We start from the raw sequence: 15,285 nt of genomic DNA on the forward strand, positions 1-15,285 counted from the left end.
TTACCCGGTTGCGCCCCTGTGGCCCTCCTTCGATGCGACGTAGAAAGAGTGGCGGGCGGAAAGCTTGCCATCAGATGTTAGAAACAGGGCAGGTTATCTGGCAAGAAAAACCGCCTATATGATGTACCATTAGGACCGTTTTGCGAAAAAACACCGGGTTTCTGTAATATTCAGGCATCTGAAATTAAAGTGTTTTCTGTCAATCCAACGAATTTCTGCCCGAAGCACCTTCTGTAAAAACCGAACAATCGGTTTTGATTTTTTAAGCTTTCAAAAGCATCGGTTCCCGCTTTTGCCGCGCCGCTGGCTGGGATAGCGTAGGTGGTATGAGCAGCACCACACGATTCATTCACCTCCGCGTTCACACCGAATATTCCCTGCTGGAAGGCGCCGTACGGCTAAAAAAACTGCCCGCATTATGCGAAAAAATGGAGATGCCAGCCGTCGCCGTGACCGACACCAACAGCATGTTCTCGGCTTTGGAGTTTTCGGTCACCGCAAGCGGGGCAGGGGTGCAACCGATTATGGGGTGCCAGGTTGATCTGACCTATGTGCATGCGCAGCCAGGTGAAAAGCCGAAAATCCCGGCTCCGCTGGTGCTGCTGGCGCAGTCCGAGGTCGGATATGAGAACCTGATGAAGCTGAGCTCCTGTCTTTATGTGGACAAGGGCGGACAGCTTCCGCAAGTCACTTTGGAAGAACTGGCACAGCACTCGGACGGCCTGATCTGCCTGACAGGTGGGCCGGACGGGCCGGTGGGTGTGTTACTGCAGCAAGGCCAACGCCCGGCGGCTGAGGCTTTGGTGGATCGGCTGGCGGGCATGTTCCCTGATCGTCTTTACATCGAGTTGCAACGCCATCCGGGCGAGGGTGGTCAGCCCGAGGCCGAACACCTGACCGAGCGTGGGCATGTCGAAATGGCCTATGCCAAGAACCTGCCGCTGGTCGCCACCAATGATGTCTTTTTTCCCACCTCGGACATGTACGAGGCCCATGATGCGCTGATCTGTATTTCCGAAGGGGCGTATGTCGATCAGCAGGACGGGCGCCGCCGTCTGACTGCGCAGCATTACTTCAAGTCGCAGCAGGAAATGGTGACACTGTTCGCCGATTTGCCCGAGGCGATCGAGAATACGGTGGAAATCGCCAAACGATGCGCCTTCATGGCTTATCGCCGCGACCCGATCCTGCCGAAATTCGCCGATGACGAGGTCGCCGAATTGCGCCGCATCGCCAATGAGGGTCTGCAAAAACGTTTGGCGGTGATCCCGCATGCGGTGACGCCCGAGGAATATCAGGAACGGCTGGATTTCGAACTGGACATAATCGAAGGCATGGGGTTTCCCGGCTATTTCCTGATCGTTGCTGACTTTATCCAATGGGCGAAAGACGAAGACATCCCGGTGGGGCCGGGGCGGGGTTCGGGTGCGGGCTCGCTGGTGGCCTATGCTCTGACCATCACGGACCTTGATCCGCTACGTTATTCACTGCTGTTCGAACGGTTCCTGAACCCCGAACGGGTTTCTATGCCCGACTTCGATATCGACTTTTGCATGGACCGCCGTGAAGAGGTGATCCGCTATGTGCAGCAGAAATACGGGCGCGATAAGGTGGGGCAGATCATCACTTTTGGTGCCTTGCTGTCCAAGGCCGCTGTACGCGATATCGGTCGGGTGTTGCAAATGCCCTATGGCCAGGTGGATCGTCTGTCCAAGATGATCCCGGTCGAGGGTGTCAAACCCGTCTCCATCGAAAAAGCGTTGAAAGACGAACCCCGCCTGCGCGAAGAGGCCCGCAGTGAAGAGGTCGTGGACCGGCTGCTTACCTATGGCCAGCAGGTCGAGGGTCTGTTGCGGAACGCCTCGACCCACGCGGCGGGGGTAGTGATTGGGGACCGTCCGCTGGACGCGCTGGTGCCGCTGTATCAAGATCCGCGTTCGGATATGCCTGCAACCCAATTCAATATGAAATGGGTGGAACAGGCCGGTCTCGTCAAGTTCGACTTCTTGGGCCTGAAAACCCTGACTGTAATCCAGAATGCGATGGATCTGATCTTCAAATCCGGGCGACCCCTGCACATCGCCGCCGATAGCACGGAACTGTATGAGCCCGCCGAGGGGGCCGAAAACCAGATCAACGCTATCCCGCTGGATGACGAAGCGACGTATAAGCTCTATTCAGCCGCCAAAACCGTAGCGGTGTTCCAGGTGGAATCGTCGGGTATGATGGATGCGCTGAAACGCATGAAGCCCACGTGTATTGAGGATATCGTGGCGCTTGTGGCGCTCTATCGCCCGGGGCCAATGGAGAACATCCCCACCTACTGCGAGGTCAAGAATGGGCTTCGCAAGATTGAATCAGTACATCCTCTGATCGACCACATCCTTGAGGAAACCCAAGGCATCATCGTCTATCAGGAACAAGTGATGCAGATCGCGCAGGTGATGGCTGGGTACAGCCTTGGTGGCGCGGACCTGTTGCGCCGCGCGATGGGTAAGAAGATCAAAGAGGCGATGGATGCCGAACGCCCCAAATTCGAAAAGGGCGCGGGTGAGAATGGCGTGGATGCCAAGAAAGCCTCTGAGGTTTTCGACCTGTTGGAAAAATTCGCCAACTATGGTTTCAACAAGTCCCACGCCGCCGCCTATGCGGTGGTCAGCTATCAAACCGGTTGGCTGAAGGCGAACCACCCGGTCGAGTTCATGGCGGGTGTCATGAACTGCGATATCCATCTGACCGACAAACTGGCCGTGTATTTCGAAGAGGTTCGCAAGGGGTTAGAGCTGCCCTACGTGCCGCCCTGCGTGAACCGATCCCTGTCAACCTTTGATGTGGTCGACGGGCAGTTGGTCTATGCGCTGGGCGCGCTCAAGAACGTGGGCGCCGAGGCCATGACCCTTGTGGTTGATGGCCGAGGCGATAAGCCATTCGTCAACCTGTTCGACTTTGCCCGCCGGGTGGACCTGAAGAAAGTCGGCAAACGCCCGCTTGAAATGTTGGCGCGGGCCGGAGCATTCGACCAGCTTGATAAAAACCGCCGCCGTGTGTTCGAAAGCCTTGATCCGCTGGTACAGTACTCGGCGGCGATCCACGACCAAAAGAACTCGAACCAGGTATCATTGTTCGGTGAGGCTGGCGACGACCTGCCCGAACCCCGCCTGTCGCAGACGCCGGACTGGCTGCCTGCGGAGCGCCTGAGCGAAGAGTTCAAAGCCATCGGTTTCTACCTGTCCGGTCACCCGCTGGACGACTACATGCCCGCGCTGAAACGCAAGAAGGTCATGACATTGGATGAGGTGACGGAACAGGCGCGCTCGGGCCCGTTCATTGCCAAGATGGCCGGTGTGGTGTCTGGGCGTCAGGAACGCAAATCGGCCAAGGGCAACCGCTTTGCTTTTGCGCAATTGTCTGATCCAAGTGGGGCGTACGAGGTCACGCTGTTCTCGGAGACCCTGGAGAAATCGCGCGAGTTTCTAGAGACCGGATCGCAAGTGGTGCTGACCGTCAAAGCCGAAATGGAATCCGATCAGCTCAAGTTGCTTGCGAATTCTGTTGGGCCGGTTGATTCTGTAGTTGCCGAAGCAGGCGCAACGGGGTTGCGAATATTTGTTGACGTCCCCGAGGTGCTTCCGACGGTCGCCAAGGTTCTAGAAGACGCGGCTGGTGCAGCCAAGCGCGCGGCCAAAGGGCCGATCCACATCTGTCTGCTGGATCCCGGTCTGCCGGGGGATGTTGAGATGGAACTGGGACAGGATTTCCCGATCAGCCCGCAGATCAAGGGGGCCATTAAATCTTTGGATGGCGTCACCATGGTAGAGGAAATCTGACCCACCCTTTTGTTGCCACAGTGTTTTTGCGCCGCTAGGCTGGACTTATGCCCCGTTTCGGGGTGTGTCACAGGAGGGCACAGCTATGGCAATTACAGCTATTGGGTTCAGAACATTTGCATTGGCAGCCGCTGCGTCACTGGCGGTGGCGTCCGGGTCGCTGGCAGATGACAAGGATGACAAGAAGAAAAAGCAAACGATCGAAGGCGCTTTGATCGGAGCGGGCGTGGGTGCGTTGATCGGCGACGGCAAGGGTGCAGCCATCGGTGGCGTGGCCGGGGCCATTATCGGACATAACTGGAAGTGATTGTGATGCGGTTTGTTAGATTCAGAATGCTTGTTTGCGCCGCGATCCTGGCGGCCCCGTGTTTGGCGACGGCCGATGAGGCTGCTGAACAGATGGTGCAGGACGCATTGCCTGTGATGCACTATACCTGCGCTTCGATTGCCGAGGAGGCGGACGGGGATGAAGCCTTTGTTGTAGAGGTTGTTGGTAAGATGACGGCTCTTTCGCTTTACAATCGCCAGATCAATATCGAAGACCATGCGACTACGGACGAGGAAAAGGCCCAGCTGCGTGAAGCCTTCATAGCCGCGTTGTCCGAAGGATGCGCCGCGGATAAGCATGCCCTCTTGGGTGGAGTGGTCGACGATGCGGTGAAAACGACGCTGGGGTTTTGAATAGCTGGCGATTTGGGCGCGCTAGAGCGTGCCCACTGCGCAACGGACCAGACCCCAACCTTTGTCCATTCCGGCCTCTTTGAGGCCGGTGACGAGTTGGTCGGACAGGAATAGAAGCGAGGGAACTTTTGGGTCCAGCCAGATATCCGGACCAGTCAAGGCGTCGGGGTTAACAACGAGTTGGGCCTCTTTATAGTGGCTAGGTAAATAGACGACACCATTTGCGATACTAACAAGAGGCGCATTAACTTCACCTTCCGGACCAAGTGCCTCATAGTTGCCCATTGACCGTTTATTGCCCACGTTCAGCAAATAGTATGGCTCGGGCGTTGATAGTCGCGTTTCGCCTGAATCCATCAGGGTCAGGGGGTGAAAGACTGTTTCCCCCAGGTCAAACTGTTCAAGAACGGCTTTTGCGGACTCGGAAACCAACGGATAACCTCCGCCATTGATAAACGGCGGTTCTGTATATTCTGGATGTGTATTGAAATACCAAACGTCACCTACCTGTTCCTTGGTCAGGATGTCGCCTCGTTTCCAGCCAAGGTCCGACTCGCGAACCATCCTCTTTGACCACTCAACGTCTTCTGGTGAGTGTTCCGCTCTCCACGTTTTACCAAATTCTCTGCGTATTGTGCCCTGAACTTCGTTGATATTGTTCACCGTCGTGGAAATCCAGACGCAGGGATCGGAGTTCGCTTCGCTTGCCATAGACAAAACCTCAATAATGCGGTGGGCGTTCGTCGCCCAGCACAACCCCGCCGGACCCTTCTTGCGCCCGTTCGCCTTCGCGGCGCATCAGCATCTCGACCCGGCGGGTCAGGCGGTCGATCTCGTCCTGTTGCTGGGTGACGATTGCGTTCAGGTCTTCGACCGTGCGGGTCAGATGGGCGATCTGCTCTTCCAGATGCTGCATGGGGGACTCCTTCTTTGCCGGTCATAGCGACACGTGAGGCCCAAGGCCAGCGAAAGCGCGCCTTGCCCCGATGCGGGCCATGGGATAGACCGCGCGCGGAACACTAAACGCCCAAGGACGCCCCACATGGCCAAGCCCAAGAAACAGCCCCGCCCCAAGGCAGTAACGCCAAAAGGGTTCCGCGACTATTTCGGCCAGGAAGTCACGCAGCGCACCGAGATGCTGCGGGCTATTGCGGACGTCTATCATCGATATGGTTTTGATGCCTTAGAGAGCAGCGCGGTTGAGACCGTTGAGGCGCTGGGCAAGTTCCTTCCCGACGTGGATCGCCCGAACGAGGGTGTGTTCGCGTGGCAGGAAGTGGACGAGAATGACAAGGGCGACTGGATGGCCCTGCGCTATGACCTGACCGCGCCACTGGCCCGTGTCTATGCGCAGCACCGCAATGATCTACCGACGCCCTATCGCCGCTATGCGATGGGCCCGGTCTGGCGCAACGAAAAGCCGGGTCCGGGACGCTATCGTCAGTTTTATCAGTGTGACGCGGATACTGTGGGTACGGCCTCGATGGCGGCCGATGCCGAAATTTGCGCCATGTTGTCGGACACGCTGGAAACCGTGGGCATCCCGCGCGGCGACTACTTGGTACGGGTCAACAACCGCAAAGTTCTGAACGGCGTGCTTGAGGCGATGGGTCTGGGCGAAGACGCTGCTGCCCGCGACAATGTCCTGCGCACCATCGACAAGTTCGACAAGGTGGGTGAGCAGGGCGTGCGCGAGTTGCTGACCAAAGGCCGTCTGGATGCCTCGGGGGCGTTTATCGACGGCGTGGGCCTCAGCGACGCTCAGGCTGAACCAGTGATTGCTTTCCTGACTTCGAAAGCCGCAGACACCGCTGGGACATTGGCCAACCTGCGTGCTGCTGTCGGTGACAGCAAGATTGGTGCCGATGGTATTGCCGAACTGGAACAGATCGGCGCGTTGCTGGATGCGGGCGGCTACGGTGCGGATCGGATCGAGATTGACCCTTCAGTCGTGCGTGGCCTCGGTTACTATACCGGGCCGGTGTATGAGGCCGAACTGACCTTTGAGATTTTCGACGAGAAAGGCCGCAAGCGGCAGTTCGGGTCGGTCTCTGGCGGTGGTCGCTATGACGATCTGGTCAAGCGATTTACCGGGCAGGAAGTGCCTGCGACCGGTATTTCCATCGGCGTCGACCGTTTGCTGGCCGCGTTGCGCGAAAAGGGTCGGATCGCTGCGCAGGCGACAGGCCCCGTCGTTGTGACTGTCATGGACCGGGATCGGATGGCCGACTATCAGACTATGGTGGCCGAGCTGCGCAATGCTGGCATCCGGGCCGAGGTCTATCTGGGCAATCCCAAGAACTTTGGCAATCAGCTGAAGTATGCGGATAAGAGAAACTCTCCGATCGCGGTGATTGAAGGCGGCGATGAAAAGGCCAATGGCATCGTACAGATCAAAGACCTGATCCTGGGTGCGAAGATCGCCGAAAGCGCCACGCTGGAGGAATGGAAAGAACGCCCAAGCCAGTTTGAAGTGCCGCGTGGCGATCTGGTCGCCAAGGTGCGCGAAATTCTGGACAGTCAGGACTGATCCATGGCCAACCGTTCCTTGATACAAGCCCGCGCCGCGATGATGCGGGTCCGGTTCGAGGCCGCTGGTGCACAGGTCGTCGACCCGCCCCTGTTGCAACCAGCCGAAACGCTGCTGGACCTCTATGGTGAAGATATCCGTGCCCGCGCCTATGTGACCTCGGATGCGCTGCGCGGCGAGCAGATGCTGCGCCCAGATTTCACGCTGCCAGTCGTGCAGATGCACATGAGCGATGGGGCTGAGCCCGCGCGCTATACTTATTCCGGTGAGGTGTTCCGCCGTCAGGAGCACGACCCGGATCGGTCAAACGAATACATTCAGGTGGGGTACGAGGTCTTTGACCGCGACGATCCCTCGGGCGCAGATGCCGAGGTTTTTTCGCTGTTCGCCCTTCAGCTGCGCGGGCTGCCGTTGCGTGCGGCAACCGGCGATATTGGTATCCTGATGGCTGCGGTTCAGGGCCTACGCACCACGGATCGCCGCAAGGCCGCCCTGATGCGGCACCTGTGGCATCCGCGTCGTTTCCGCAATCTGCTGGATCGGTTTGCAGGGCGCAAGCCGGTGCCAGAAGGCCGTGATGCCTTGCTGGATTCCCAGGACCCGCTGGCCATTGATGTGCCGATGATCGGCAAACGCCGCGCAAGCGAGATTGAGGCGCGGATCGAAGCCTTGCGCGAAGACCGCGACATCCCGCCGATTTCCGACAGCGAACTAGGCGGGTTGGAAACTTTGCTCAACGTGCGCGAAACCATGCCTTTTGCGTTAGAGCAACTGCGCGATGTGGCGGTAGACCTGCCGCAGATTACCCCGGCGCTGGACCGTCTTGAGACACGCGTGGCCGCATTGCAGGCGCGTGGCGTCGATGTCGAGCGGCTGGACTTCGAAGCAGCCTATGGCCGTACATCCATGGAATATTACGACGGGTTCGTCTTTGGCTTTTATGCCGAGGGACGCCCGGACCTGCCTCCGGTTGCCACAGGCGGGCGGTATGATGCGCTGACCCGGCAATTGGGCAACGGTGATGAAATCCCTGCTGTGGGTGGCGTGCTGCGCCCTGACCTGATCTTGGAAATCGAGGAGGGCGCGCAATGAGCCTGAAACTGGGCGTGCCCTCGAAGGGCCGGTTGATGGAAAAGACTTTCTCGTGGTTCGAAAAGCGTGGCATCACCTTATCGCGCAGTGGTTCGGACCGGGAATATGCTGGCAAGGTCGAAGGGATTGAGGGCGTATCGCTGATTCTGCTGTCTGCAGGGGAAATTCCGCGCGAACTGGCGGCTGGGCGCATTCATCTGGGCGTGACCGGTATTGATCTGGTGCAGGAAAAGTTGCCGCGCTGGGAACAGCAGGTGGAAGAGGTGTCACAGCTGGGCTTCGGTAAGGCTGACCTCATCATTGCGACACCGGCCTGCTGGGTGGATGTCGACACGCTGGACGATCTGGACGCCGCTGCGGCGGCCTTTCGAAAGACCCACGGTCACCGCTTGCGGATTGCCACAAAGTACCACCGGCTGGTGCGCGAATTTCTGACCGATGCGGGCGTCGCCGATTACACCTTGGTGGATAGCCAGGGCGCGACCGAAGGCACGGTGATGAATGAAACGGCCGAAGCGATTGCCGATATCACCTCGACGGGTGAAACACTCCGCGCCAATCACCTGAAGATTCTGTCGGACGGAGTGATCTTACGGTCGCAGGCGACTCTGTGGCGCAGCAGGGTGCCCAACTATTCAGCCGATGACAAAGCGGTTCTATCCAAGTTACTGGATCACCTGACCTGATCAAAGCACTCCGATTTCGGCCAGCGCGCGGTTCAAATCATCGGGCAGGGCGTCGTCCTGCTCGCGCCCTTGTGGCAGATCGGCAGGGGTGTCTTCGGGTTTCAAATAGCGCCAGCCCTGAAACGGGCGCTTCAGAGCGGTTTGCGTACGGTGCACCTCTGGATCAAGCACGATGGCGCATCGGCGGATGCCGTCCTCACCGCGCACCTCATCCAGCCGCAGAATGCGCTGACGGCATTGGATTACACCCTTGATCACCCAATAAATTGACCCGCCGTTCAAAATCTCGGCCTCGCGCTTGGGCCACATGCGGGTGACATGGCGCGGGCAACCATCCTCGTACAGCGGTTTACGGCTGTCCTGCCACGCGATCAGCGTGTCTACACTTTCCGATCCGACCGAGAGTTTTATCAGGTTTACGTACTTATCCACAGCTTTCCCACAGAGTCGTCCCAAGGCCCACCTTTATATTGTAGCCTGATGACCGGCGTCATCAAGGTGTTGTGGTGGACGTGTGATTTAGGATAGTCTGGATACCTCTTTCAGTACAGGGAATCACCAATGAGCCGCTTTGCCGCCCCCATCGCCGAGCAGATCTGGGACATGAAATACCGCTTCAAACAGGCGGATGGCACACCGATCGACCAGACAGTCGAAGACAGCTGGCGGCGCATTGCCCGCGATTTGGCACGAGTGGAAAAAGATCAGGGGCATTGGGAAGATAAGTTCTTTGAAGCGCTGGAAGATTTCAAATACCTGCCCGCAGGTCGTATCACTGCGGGCGCAGGTACTGCACGGCAGGTGACCCTGTTCAACTGTTTTGTCATGGGAACCGTTCCCGACAGCATGGGCGGTATCTTTGACATGCTGAAAGAGGCTGCGTTGACCATGCAGCAGGGTGGGGGGATCGGCTATGATTTCTCGACCATCCGCCCGCGTGGGGCTGATGTGCATGGGGTGGCCGCCGATGCCTCGGGGCCGTTGTCGTTCATGGATGTGTGGGACGCGATGTGCCGCACTATCATGTCGGCGGGTTCGCGCAGGGGTGCGATGATGGCCACCATGCGCTGCGATCACCCAGATATCGAACAGTTTATCACAGCCAAATCCGACCCGGCCCGCCTGCGCATGTTTAATATGTCGGTGCTGGTGACCGACCCTTTCATGGAAGCCGTCAAAGCCGACGGCCCGTGGGATCTGGTCTTTGGTGAAAAGGTCTATCACACCGTTCAGGCGCGCGATCTGTGGAACAAGATCATGCAGGCCACCTATGACTATGCCGAGCCGGGCGTGATCTTCATCGACCGCATCAACCAGGCCAACAACCTGAGCTATGTGGAAACAATCGCCGCCACCAACCCATGTGGTGAACAGCCCCTGCCGCCATATGGCGCGTGTCTGCTGGGCTCGATCAACCTTGCGCGATTGGTAGCTGAACCTTTTGAGGATGCGGCACACCTGGATGAGGCCGCATTGCAGGATCTGGTCGCCACCGCCGTACGCATGATGGACAATGTGGTCGACGCGTCGAAATTCCCGCTGCCGGAGCAGGCGGCCGAAGCGCAAGCCAAACGCCGCATCGGGCTGGGTGTGACAGGTCTGGCCGATGCATTGTTGATGAAGGGCCTGCGCTATGGCTCGGACGAGGCGGCGCGTCAGACCGAGCGCTGGCTGCACGCGATCGCCCGCGCCGCGTATCTGGCGTCGGTGGACTTGGCGAAGGAAAAAGGGGCGTTCCCCTTGTTCGATGCCGAGAAATTCCTGGCCAGCGGCACGATGCAGCAAATGGACGAGGATGTGCGCGATGCGATCCGTGAACATGGCATCCGCAATGCATTGCTGACCTCGATTGCGCCCACAGGGACGATTTCCCTTTACGCTGGGAACGTGTCATCGGGAATCGAGCCGGTCTTTGCTTATGCCTATACGCGCAAAGTTCTGCAGAAAGACGGCTCGCGCACCGAGGAAGAGGTGGTGGACTATGCCGTGCAGATGTGGCGTGACAAGTTCGGGGACGCGGAATTGCCCGACTATTTCGTCAATGCGCAGACGCTACCACCGTCCGATCACGTCAAGATGCAGGCCGCGGCGCAGAAATGGATCGACAGTTCGATTTCCAAGACGATCAACTGCCCCGAGGACATCAGCTTTGACGCGTTCAAGGATGTTTACATGCAGGCGTGGGATCAGGGGTGCAAAGGCTGCACCACCTATCGACCGAATGACGTGACCGGGTCGGTGCTGACCGTTTCGGAAAGTGCCGACACTGCGCCGGGCGAAAGCGCCGCTGCGCCGCATGAGGTCGATGGAGGCGAAGTCGTGTACATGTCCGAGCCTTTGGATCGTCCGCAGGCGTTGGAGGGGTCGACCTATAAACTGAAGTGGCCCGATAGCGAGCACGCGATCTATCTGACCATCAATGACATTGTCATCGGCGGTCGGCGTCGCCCGTTCGAGGTGTTCATCAACTCGAAGAACATGGAACACTACGCTTGGACGCTGGCGCTAACCCGGATGATCTCGGCTGTGTTCCGGCGGGGCGGGGATGTGTCCTTTGTGGTCGAAGAGTTGAAGGCTGTGTTTGACCCGCGCGGCGGAGCCTGGGTTCAGGGCAAATACATCCCGTCGATCCTGGCCGCGATTGGTGGCGTGATCGAGCAGCACCTGATCAATATCGGCTTTCTTGAAGGGGAAGGCATGGGGCTGAAATCCGACCCTCAGGCGCAGGTGGTCAATATGGATGCGCCACGCGGCAAAGCCTGCCCGTCCTGTGGTCAATTCGATATGGTGATGATCGAAGGTTGCATGACCTGCCGCAGTTGCGGGCATTCCAAGTGTGGCTGAGTTAGAAATCCTAAATCAACAAAAGTTGATCGATTCTGGCGGGAAAATACCCCGCCAGAAGTCAATAGCTGAATCTCAAAGGCCACAATTTCGTTAACATTACATTAACGTCTCTTTTCCGCCTTAATTTACGTTGATAAGGGTAGCCCAGTACGCAGTGATGGGTTTAAGGGTACAGGCGGTAATATGAGAACCGGACAAAGCGGTCGTATAGCCATTTTTTGGAGGCAAACGGAAATCGATGGACTTGAGGCAGCGCCCTTGTCCTTTTTGAGCGTCGGAGCTGCCTGGTCGTGGCGCGGACAGGCACGATTTTTGAAGAATTCCTCTGTGCAGATGCTGGAAGGAGCCGACGACATTGGTTCCGACTTAGCGACGCTGAGCCATTGCGTGCATGTTCAAAACCTTTCAGAGGAAGCGAGTGGCCTGCTTGTGTTGACCAACGGTGCGCAAACTTTCACAGCGGCGTTGTTCCCAGTTGCTGGCGAATCAGCCCCGATGCTGGTCTTCGAAGGGGATTGCCCGGAGCGGGATCAGGATTTCTGGATTAGTGAAGTCGCCGAATCTGCGGGCCAGGGGAACGAAGCAACCGGGATGGATGAGACTGTCATAGCGTTCCCATCCCGATCCACTCCGGTCCTGGATGATCAAGATCAGCAGAGGGCGGTTTCCGTCGGACGCAGAGCTGACTGACCCGCAGGTAAACCTCGATTTCAATGGAAATTCCAATGTTGCATGGCATGGTGTGTTGACTCTGCCGGTTTCGCGGATATAAGCGCGGCTTCATTGGTGTTGGTGGCCCCCGCAAGGGGATGCCTGTCATGGGGGAAACCTCAAGAGGACAACGCCCTTCATAGTGGTCCGTCTGGACCTCGACCTTAAGAAGGAGATCAGCCGTGACCAAACGCACGTCTGCCAAGCACAAAATCGACCGCCGGATGGGCGAAAACATCTGGGGTCGTCCGAAATCCCCGGTCAACCGCCGCGAATACGGCCCCGGTCAGCACGGTCAGCGCCGCAAGGGTAAACTGTCGGACTTCGGTCTGCAGCTGCGCGCCAAGCAGAAGCTGAAAGGTTACTATGGCGACCTGACCGAGAAACAGTTCCGCCGCATCTACGCAGAAGCCGTCCGTGTGAACGGTGATACTGGTGAAAACCTGATCGGTCTGCTGGAGCGCCGTCTGGACGCTGTTGTTTACCGCGCCAAGTTCGTGCCGACCGTGTTTGCTGCACGTCAGTTCGTGAACCACGGACACGTCAAAGTGAACGGCAAGCGGGTCAACATCCCCAGCTACCGCGTCAAAGAAGGCGACGTAATCGAAGTACGTGACAAGTCCAAGCAGCTGGCTGTTGTTCTGGAAGCCGTTGCTTTGGCCGAGCGTGATGTGCCTGACTACATCGACGCGGACCACTCGAAAATGACCGCGACTTTCGTGCGCGCACCGGGTCTGGGCGATGTGCCGTACCCGGTCATGATGGAGCCGAACCTGGTCGTCGAATTCTACGCGAAGAACTAATCTTCGCCGAGACGCAAAATTTTAAAGGGCCGCGCTTTCAGCGCGGTCTTTTTTGTTTGTAGGGGCTCTGCCCCCAGTCGATGTGCGACTCCCCCGAGATATTTTTGGCCAGATGAAAAAGCGGATCAGATCGGCAAGGGGCGACCTTCGGCGATTGCTTCCATCGCGAAATACGAGGTCACGCTGTCCAGTTCGACCTTTTCGATCAGGCGTTGATAGACCTTGTCATATGACGCCATGTCCTCGGTCACGACCTTCAATTGATAGTCATAGTCGCCACCAATCCGGTGGAAATCCACCACTTCGGGGATGGTCAGTACGTGGCTGCGAAATGCTTGCAACCAGTCGGCCGAGTGATGCCGGGTGCGCAGCATAACAAAAACCACAAGGCTTAGCCCCAGCTTCTCCCGTGCGATCCGTGCGGTTGAGCCGGTGATCACGCCATCCTCATTCAGTGCCTTCAACCGCCGCCAACAGGCGTTCTGCGACAGCCCGACCCGATCGGCCAGTTCGCGTTGGGACAAGGTCGCGTCTGTTTGCAGCTCACGCAGGATGCGTTTATCAATTTGATCTATTTTTTCTGCCATTCTTGATCATATGACACAAATTTTTAAAAATCTATCAAAAGAACGGTGAAGTTTACTCAGGCAAAAGCAATCACATTGGTAGGGCAATACGGAGACTATGCCATGACCCTGTCCAAATTTCGCGCAGACATCCTGTCCACCACTCGCAATTCAAGCCTGCGCGACGGGCTGATCGGAGAGAACGTTCTGATCCCGGGTCTACATGGGGACGTGCCGCTGGTTTATGCGGATTACGTCGCTTCGGGCCGTGCGCTGCGGCAGGTTGAGGATTTTGTCACCGAACAGGTGCTGCCTTTTTATGCCAACAGCCACACCGAGGCCTCCTATTGCGGTTCATACATGACTCGGTTGCGCCGCGAGGCGCGTGCAGAGATTGCCCGCATCGTTGGCGCGAGGGGAGAAGACGCGGTGATATTCACCGGGTCCGGCGCTACTGCGGGTCTGAACCGGCTGGTCAGCTTGTTGGGTGTGGATGCGGCTGACCGGCCGGTCGTTTTGATTGGGCCGTACGAGCATCATTCGAACATTTTGCCGTGGCGTGAAAGCAAGGCACAGGTGATCGAGATTCCAGAGGCCGCAGAGGGTGGGGTTGATCTGGCGGCGCTGGAGCAGGTTCTGATCGACAATACTGCATCGGATCTGATCATCGGGTCGTTTTCGGCTGCGTCGAATGTAACCGGAATCATTACCGACCCGGATCCGATCACCCGACTGCTCAAGGCGCATGGCGCCGTTTCGGTCTGGGATTACGCAGGCGGTGGTCCTTATCTGCCGATGGACATGGGGCCAGAGGATGCGCGCAAGGATGCTATCGTTGTGTCTCCGCATAAGTTTCCGGGCGGGCCGGGGGCGTCGGGTGTTCTGATCGTCAATCAGACCGCCGTGCGCCGCACATGCCCCAGTTGGCCCGGTGGTGGCACGGTCAGTTTTGTTTCGCCCTGGCGGCACGACTACAGCGAGGACCTGGCCACGCGCGAAGAGGCCGGAACACCCAACGTGGTCGGAGACATCCGCGCGGCGCTGGCCTTTGTCGTCAAGGATGTTGTCGGCACTGATGAGATCGCCGAAAAAGAGGCGCAGTTTAACCGTATGGCGCTGGACGGGTGGGGTGATAACCCGAACCTGACCTTGCTGGGCGTCGATAACCCGCATCGCCTGCCGATCTATTCCTTCCTTGTGCGGGATAACTCTGGCCAGTCTGTTCATCAGCAACTGTTCACCCGGATGCTTAGCGATATTTATGGCATTCAGGCGCGCGGCGGCTGTGCCTGTGCGGGGCCATATGCGCACCGTCTTCTGGGGATCGACCGCGCAACCTCGGATGAATTGCACGCGGCCCTGTCCGCGGGGGAAGAGATGAAGAAACCCGGCTGGGTGCGGCTGAACTTCTCGTATTTGATGAGCGAAGAGACCGTTCAGTTCATCATCGACAGTGTTAATGACCTGTCCCACCGGACCGAAGAGTTCGTGCCATTCTACAACGCTGACCCGGCAACGGCCCGCTTCAAAGCGGCGTGACGG

General features: G+C 57.9%; 14 protein-coding genes. 10 read left to right on the forward strand and 4 right to left on the reverse strand.

The window, feature by feature from the left end; genetic code table 11:
* Window positions 1-326: 326 nt before the first annotated feature.
* The 3 genes from dnaE (at window position 327) to ACR0JB_RS00155 (ending at window position 4,508) form a co-directional block, all read left to right on the forward strand.
* On the forward strand, window positions 327-3,827 hold the full coding sequence (gene dnaE, locus ACR0JB_RS00145; RefSeq protein ID WP_480789598.1) for a DNA polymerase III subunit alpha: 3,501 nt from the start codon (window positions 327-329) through the stop codon (window positions 3,825-3,827).
* A gap of 85 nt (window positions 3,828-3,912) precedes the next feature.
* The gene (locus ACR0JB_RS00150) at window positions 3,913-4,134 is read left to right on the forward strand and encodes a YMGG-like glycine zipper-containing protein (protein WP_170347795.1); all 222 of its coding nucleotides are present in this window, start codon (window positions 3,913-3,915) and stop codon (window positions 4,132-4,134) included.
* Window positions 4,135-4,139: 5 nt separating this feature from the next.
* Window positions 4,140-4,508, forward strand: a complete 369-nt coding sequence (locus ACR0JB_RS00155; protein WP_254440469.1) for a YmgD family protein — start codon at window positions 4,140-4,142, stop codon at window positions 4,506-4,508.
* Window positions 4,509-4,529: 21 nt separating this feature from the next.
* On the opposite strand, the gene ACR0JB_RS00160 is transcribed toward ACR0JB_RS00155, so the two are convergent.
* Window positions 4,530-5,219, reverse strand: coding sequence for an imm11 family protein (locus ACR0JB_RS00160; RefSeq protein ID WP_170504532.1), 690 nt, complete (start codon window positions 5,217-5,219; stop codon window positions 4,530-4,532).
* A gap of 10 nt (window positions 5,220-5,229) precedes the next feature.
* The gene (locus ACR0JB_RS00165) at window positions 5,230-5,424 is read right to left on the reverse strand and encodes a SlyX family protein (RefSeq protein ID WP_170407015.1); all 195 of its coding nucleotides are present in this window, start codon (window positions 5,422-5,424) and stop codon (window positions 5,230-5,232) included.
* 126 nt (window positions 5,425-5,550) lie between these two features.
* On the opposite strand from ACR0JB_RS00165, the gene hisS reads away from it, so the two are divergent.
* Genes hisS through hisG form a run of 3 tightly spaced genes read left to right on the forward strand, consistent with a single transcriptional unit; the run spans window position 5,551 to window position 8,816 of the window.
* A complete protein-coding gene (gene hisS / locus ACR0JB_RS00170; RefSeq protein WP_170395360.1) occupies window positions 5,551-7,038 on the forward strand; it encodes a histidine--tRNA ligase in 1,488 nt (495 codons plus the stop codon).
* Between the two features lie 3 nt (window positions 7,039-7,041).
* Window positions 7,042-8,130: an ATP phosphoribosyltransferase regulatory subunit gene (locus ACR0JB_RS00175; protein ID WP_170395362.1), complete on the forward strand. Its 1,089-nt coding sequence runs from the start codon at window positions 7,042-7,044 to the stop codon at window positions 8,128-8,130.
* On the forward strand, window positions 8,127-8,816 hold the full coding sequence (gene hisG / locus ACR0JB_RS00180; protein ID WP_170347800.1) for an ATP phosphoribosyltransferase: 690 nt from the start codon (window positions 8,127-8,129) through the stop codon (window positions 8,814-8,816). The genes ACR0JB_RS00175 and hisG overlap by 4 nt, the downstream gene beginning before the upstream one ends.
* Here hisG and ACR0JB_RS00185 read toward each other — a convergent pair whose 3' ends face one another.
* Window positions 8,817-9,248 (reverse strand): DUF1489 family protein, encoded by a 432-nt coding sequence (locus tag ACR0JB_RS00185; protein ID WP_170347801.1) that lies wholly within the window; start codon window positions 9,246-9,248, stop codon window positions 8,817-8,819.
* 129 nt (window positions 9,249-9,377) lie between these two features.
* Between ACR0JB_RS00185 and ACR0JB_RS00190 the strand changes: the two genes are divergently transcribed.
* The 3 genes from ACR0JB_RS00190 (at window position 9,378) to rpsD (ending at window position 13,177) form a co-directional block, all read left to right on the forward strand.
* Entirely contained in the window at window positions 9,378-11,660 is a 2,283-nt protein-coding gene (locus tag ACR0JB_RS00190; protein ID WP_170374200.1) for an adenosylcobalamin-dependent ribonucleoside-diphosphate reductase, read from the forward strand.
* A 315-nt stretch (window positions 11,661-11,975) separates the two neighbouring features.
* Window positions 11,976-12,353 (forward strand): hypothetical protein, encoded by a 378-nt coding sequence (locus tag ACR0JB_RS00195; RefSeq protein WP_170395364.1) that lies wholly within the window; start codon window positions 11,976-11,978, stop codon window positions 12,351-12,353.
* Window positions 12,354-12,556: 203 nt separating this feature from the next.
* Window positions 12,557-13,177, forward strand: a complete 621-nt coding sequence (gene rpsD, locus ACR0JB_RS00200; protein WP_170347804.1) for a 30S ribosomal protein S4 — start codon at window positions 12,557-12,559, stop codon at window positions 13,175-13,177.
* 125 nt (window positions 13,178-13,302) lie between these two features.
* Here the strand turns inward: rpsD and ACR0JB_RS00205 are convergent, their stop codons facing one another.
* On the reverse strand, window positions 13,303-13,764 hold the full coding sequence (locus ACR0JB_RS00205; protein WP_170347805.1) for an Lrp/AsnC family transcriptional regulator: 462 nt from the start codon (window positions 13,762-13,764) through the stop codon (window positions 13,303-13,305).
* 102 nt (window positions 13,765-13,866) lie between these two features.
* Between ACR0JB_RS00205 and ACR0JB_RS00210 the strand changes: the two genes are divergently transcribed.
* Window positions 13,867-15,282: an aminotransferase class V-fold PLP-dependent enzyme gene (locus ACR0JB_RS00210; protein WP_170395366.1), complete on the forward strand. Its 1,416-nt coding sequence runs from the start codon at window positions 13,867-13,869 to the stop codon at window positions 15,280-15,282.
* The last annotated feature ends 3 nt before the right edge of the window (window positions 15,283-15,285 follow it).

Source organism: Ruegeria sp. BI7 (genome assembly GCF_056537925.1).

What these genes read in the sequence shown, in the direction of transcription:
- dnaE (WP_480789598.1), top strand. Translation starts at nt 327, where the DNA reads ATGAGCAGCACCACACGATTCATTCACCTCCGCGTTCACACCGAATAT.
- ACR0JB_RS00150 (WP_170347795.1), top strand. Translation starts at nt 3,913, where the DNA reads ATGGCAATTACAGCTATTGGGTTCAGAACATTTGCATTGGCAGCCGCT.
- ACR0JB_RS00155 (WP_254440469.1), top strand. Translation starts at nt 4,140, where the DNA reads ATGCGGTTTGTTAGATTCAGAATGCTTGTTTGCGCCGCGATCCTGGCG.
- ACR0JB_RS00160 (WP_170504532.1), bottom strand. Translation starts at nt 5,219, where the DNA reads ATGGCAAGCGAAGCGAACTCCGATCCCTGCGTCTGGATTTCCACGACG.
- ACR0JB_RS00165 (WP_170407015.1), bottom strand. Translation starts at nt 5,424, where the DNA reads ATGCAGCATCTGGAAGAGCAGATCGCCCATCTGACCCGCACGGTCGAA.
- hisS (WP_170395360.1), top strand. Translation starts at nt 5,551, where the DNA reads ATGGCCAAGCCCAAGAAACAGCCCCGCCCCAAGGCAGTAACGCCAAAA.
- ACR0JB_RS00175 (WP_170395362.1), top strand. Translation starts at nt 7,042, where the DNA reads ATGGCCAACCGTTCCTTGATACAAGCCCGCGCCGCGATGATGCGGGTC.
- hisG (WP_170347800.1), top strand. Translation starts at nt 8,127, where the DNA reads ATGAGCCTGAAACTGGGCGTGCCCTCGAAGGGCCGGTTGATGGAAAAG.
- ACR0JB_RS00190 (WP_170374200.1), top strand. Translation starts at nt 9,378, where the DNA reads ATGAGCCGCTTTGCCGCCCCCATCGCCGAGCAGATCTGGGACATGAAA.
- ACR0JB_RS00205 (WP_170347805.1), bottom strand. Translation starts at nt 13,764, where the DNA reads ATGGCAGAAAAAATAGATCAAATTGATAAACGCATCCTGCGTGAGCTG.
- ACR0JB_RS00210 (WP_170395366.1), top strand. Translation starts at nt 13,867, where the DNA reads ATGACCCTGTCCAAATTTCGCGCAGACATCCTGTCCACCACTCGCAAT.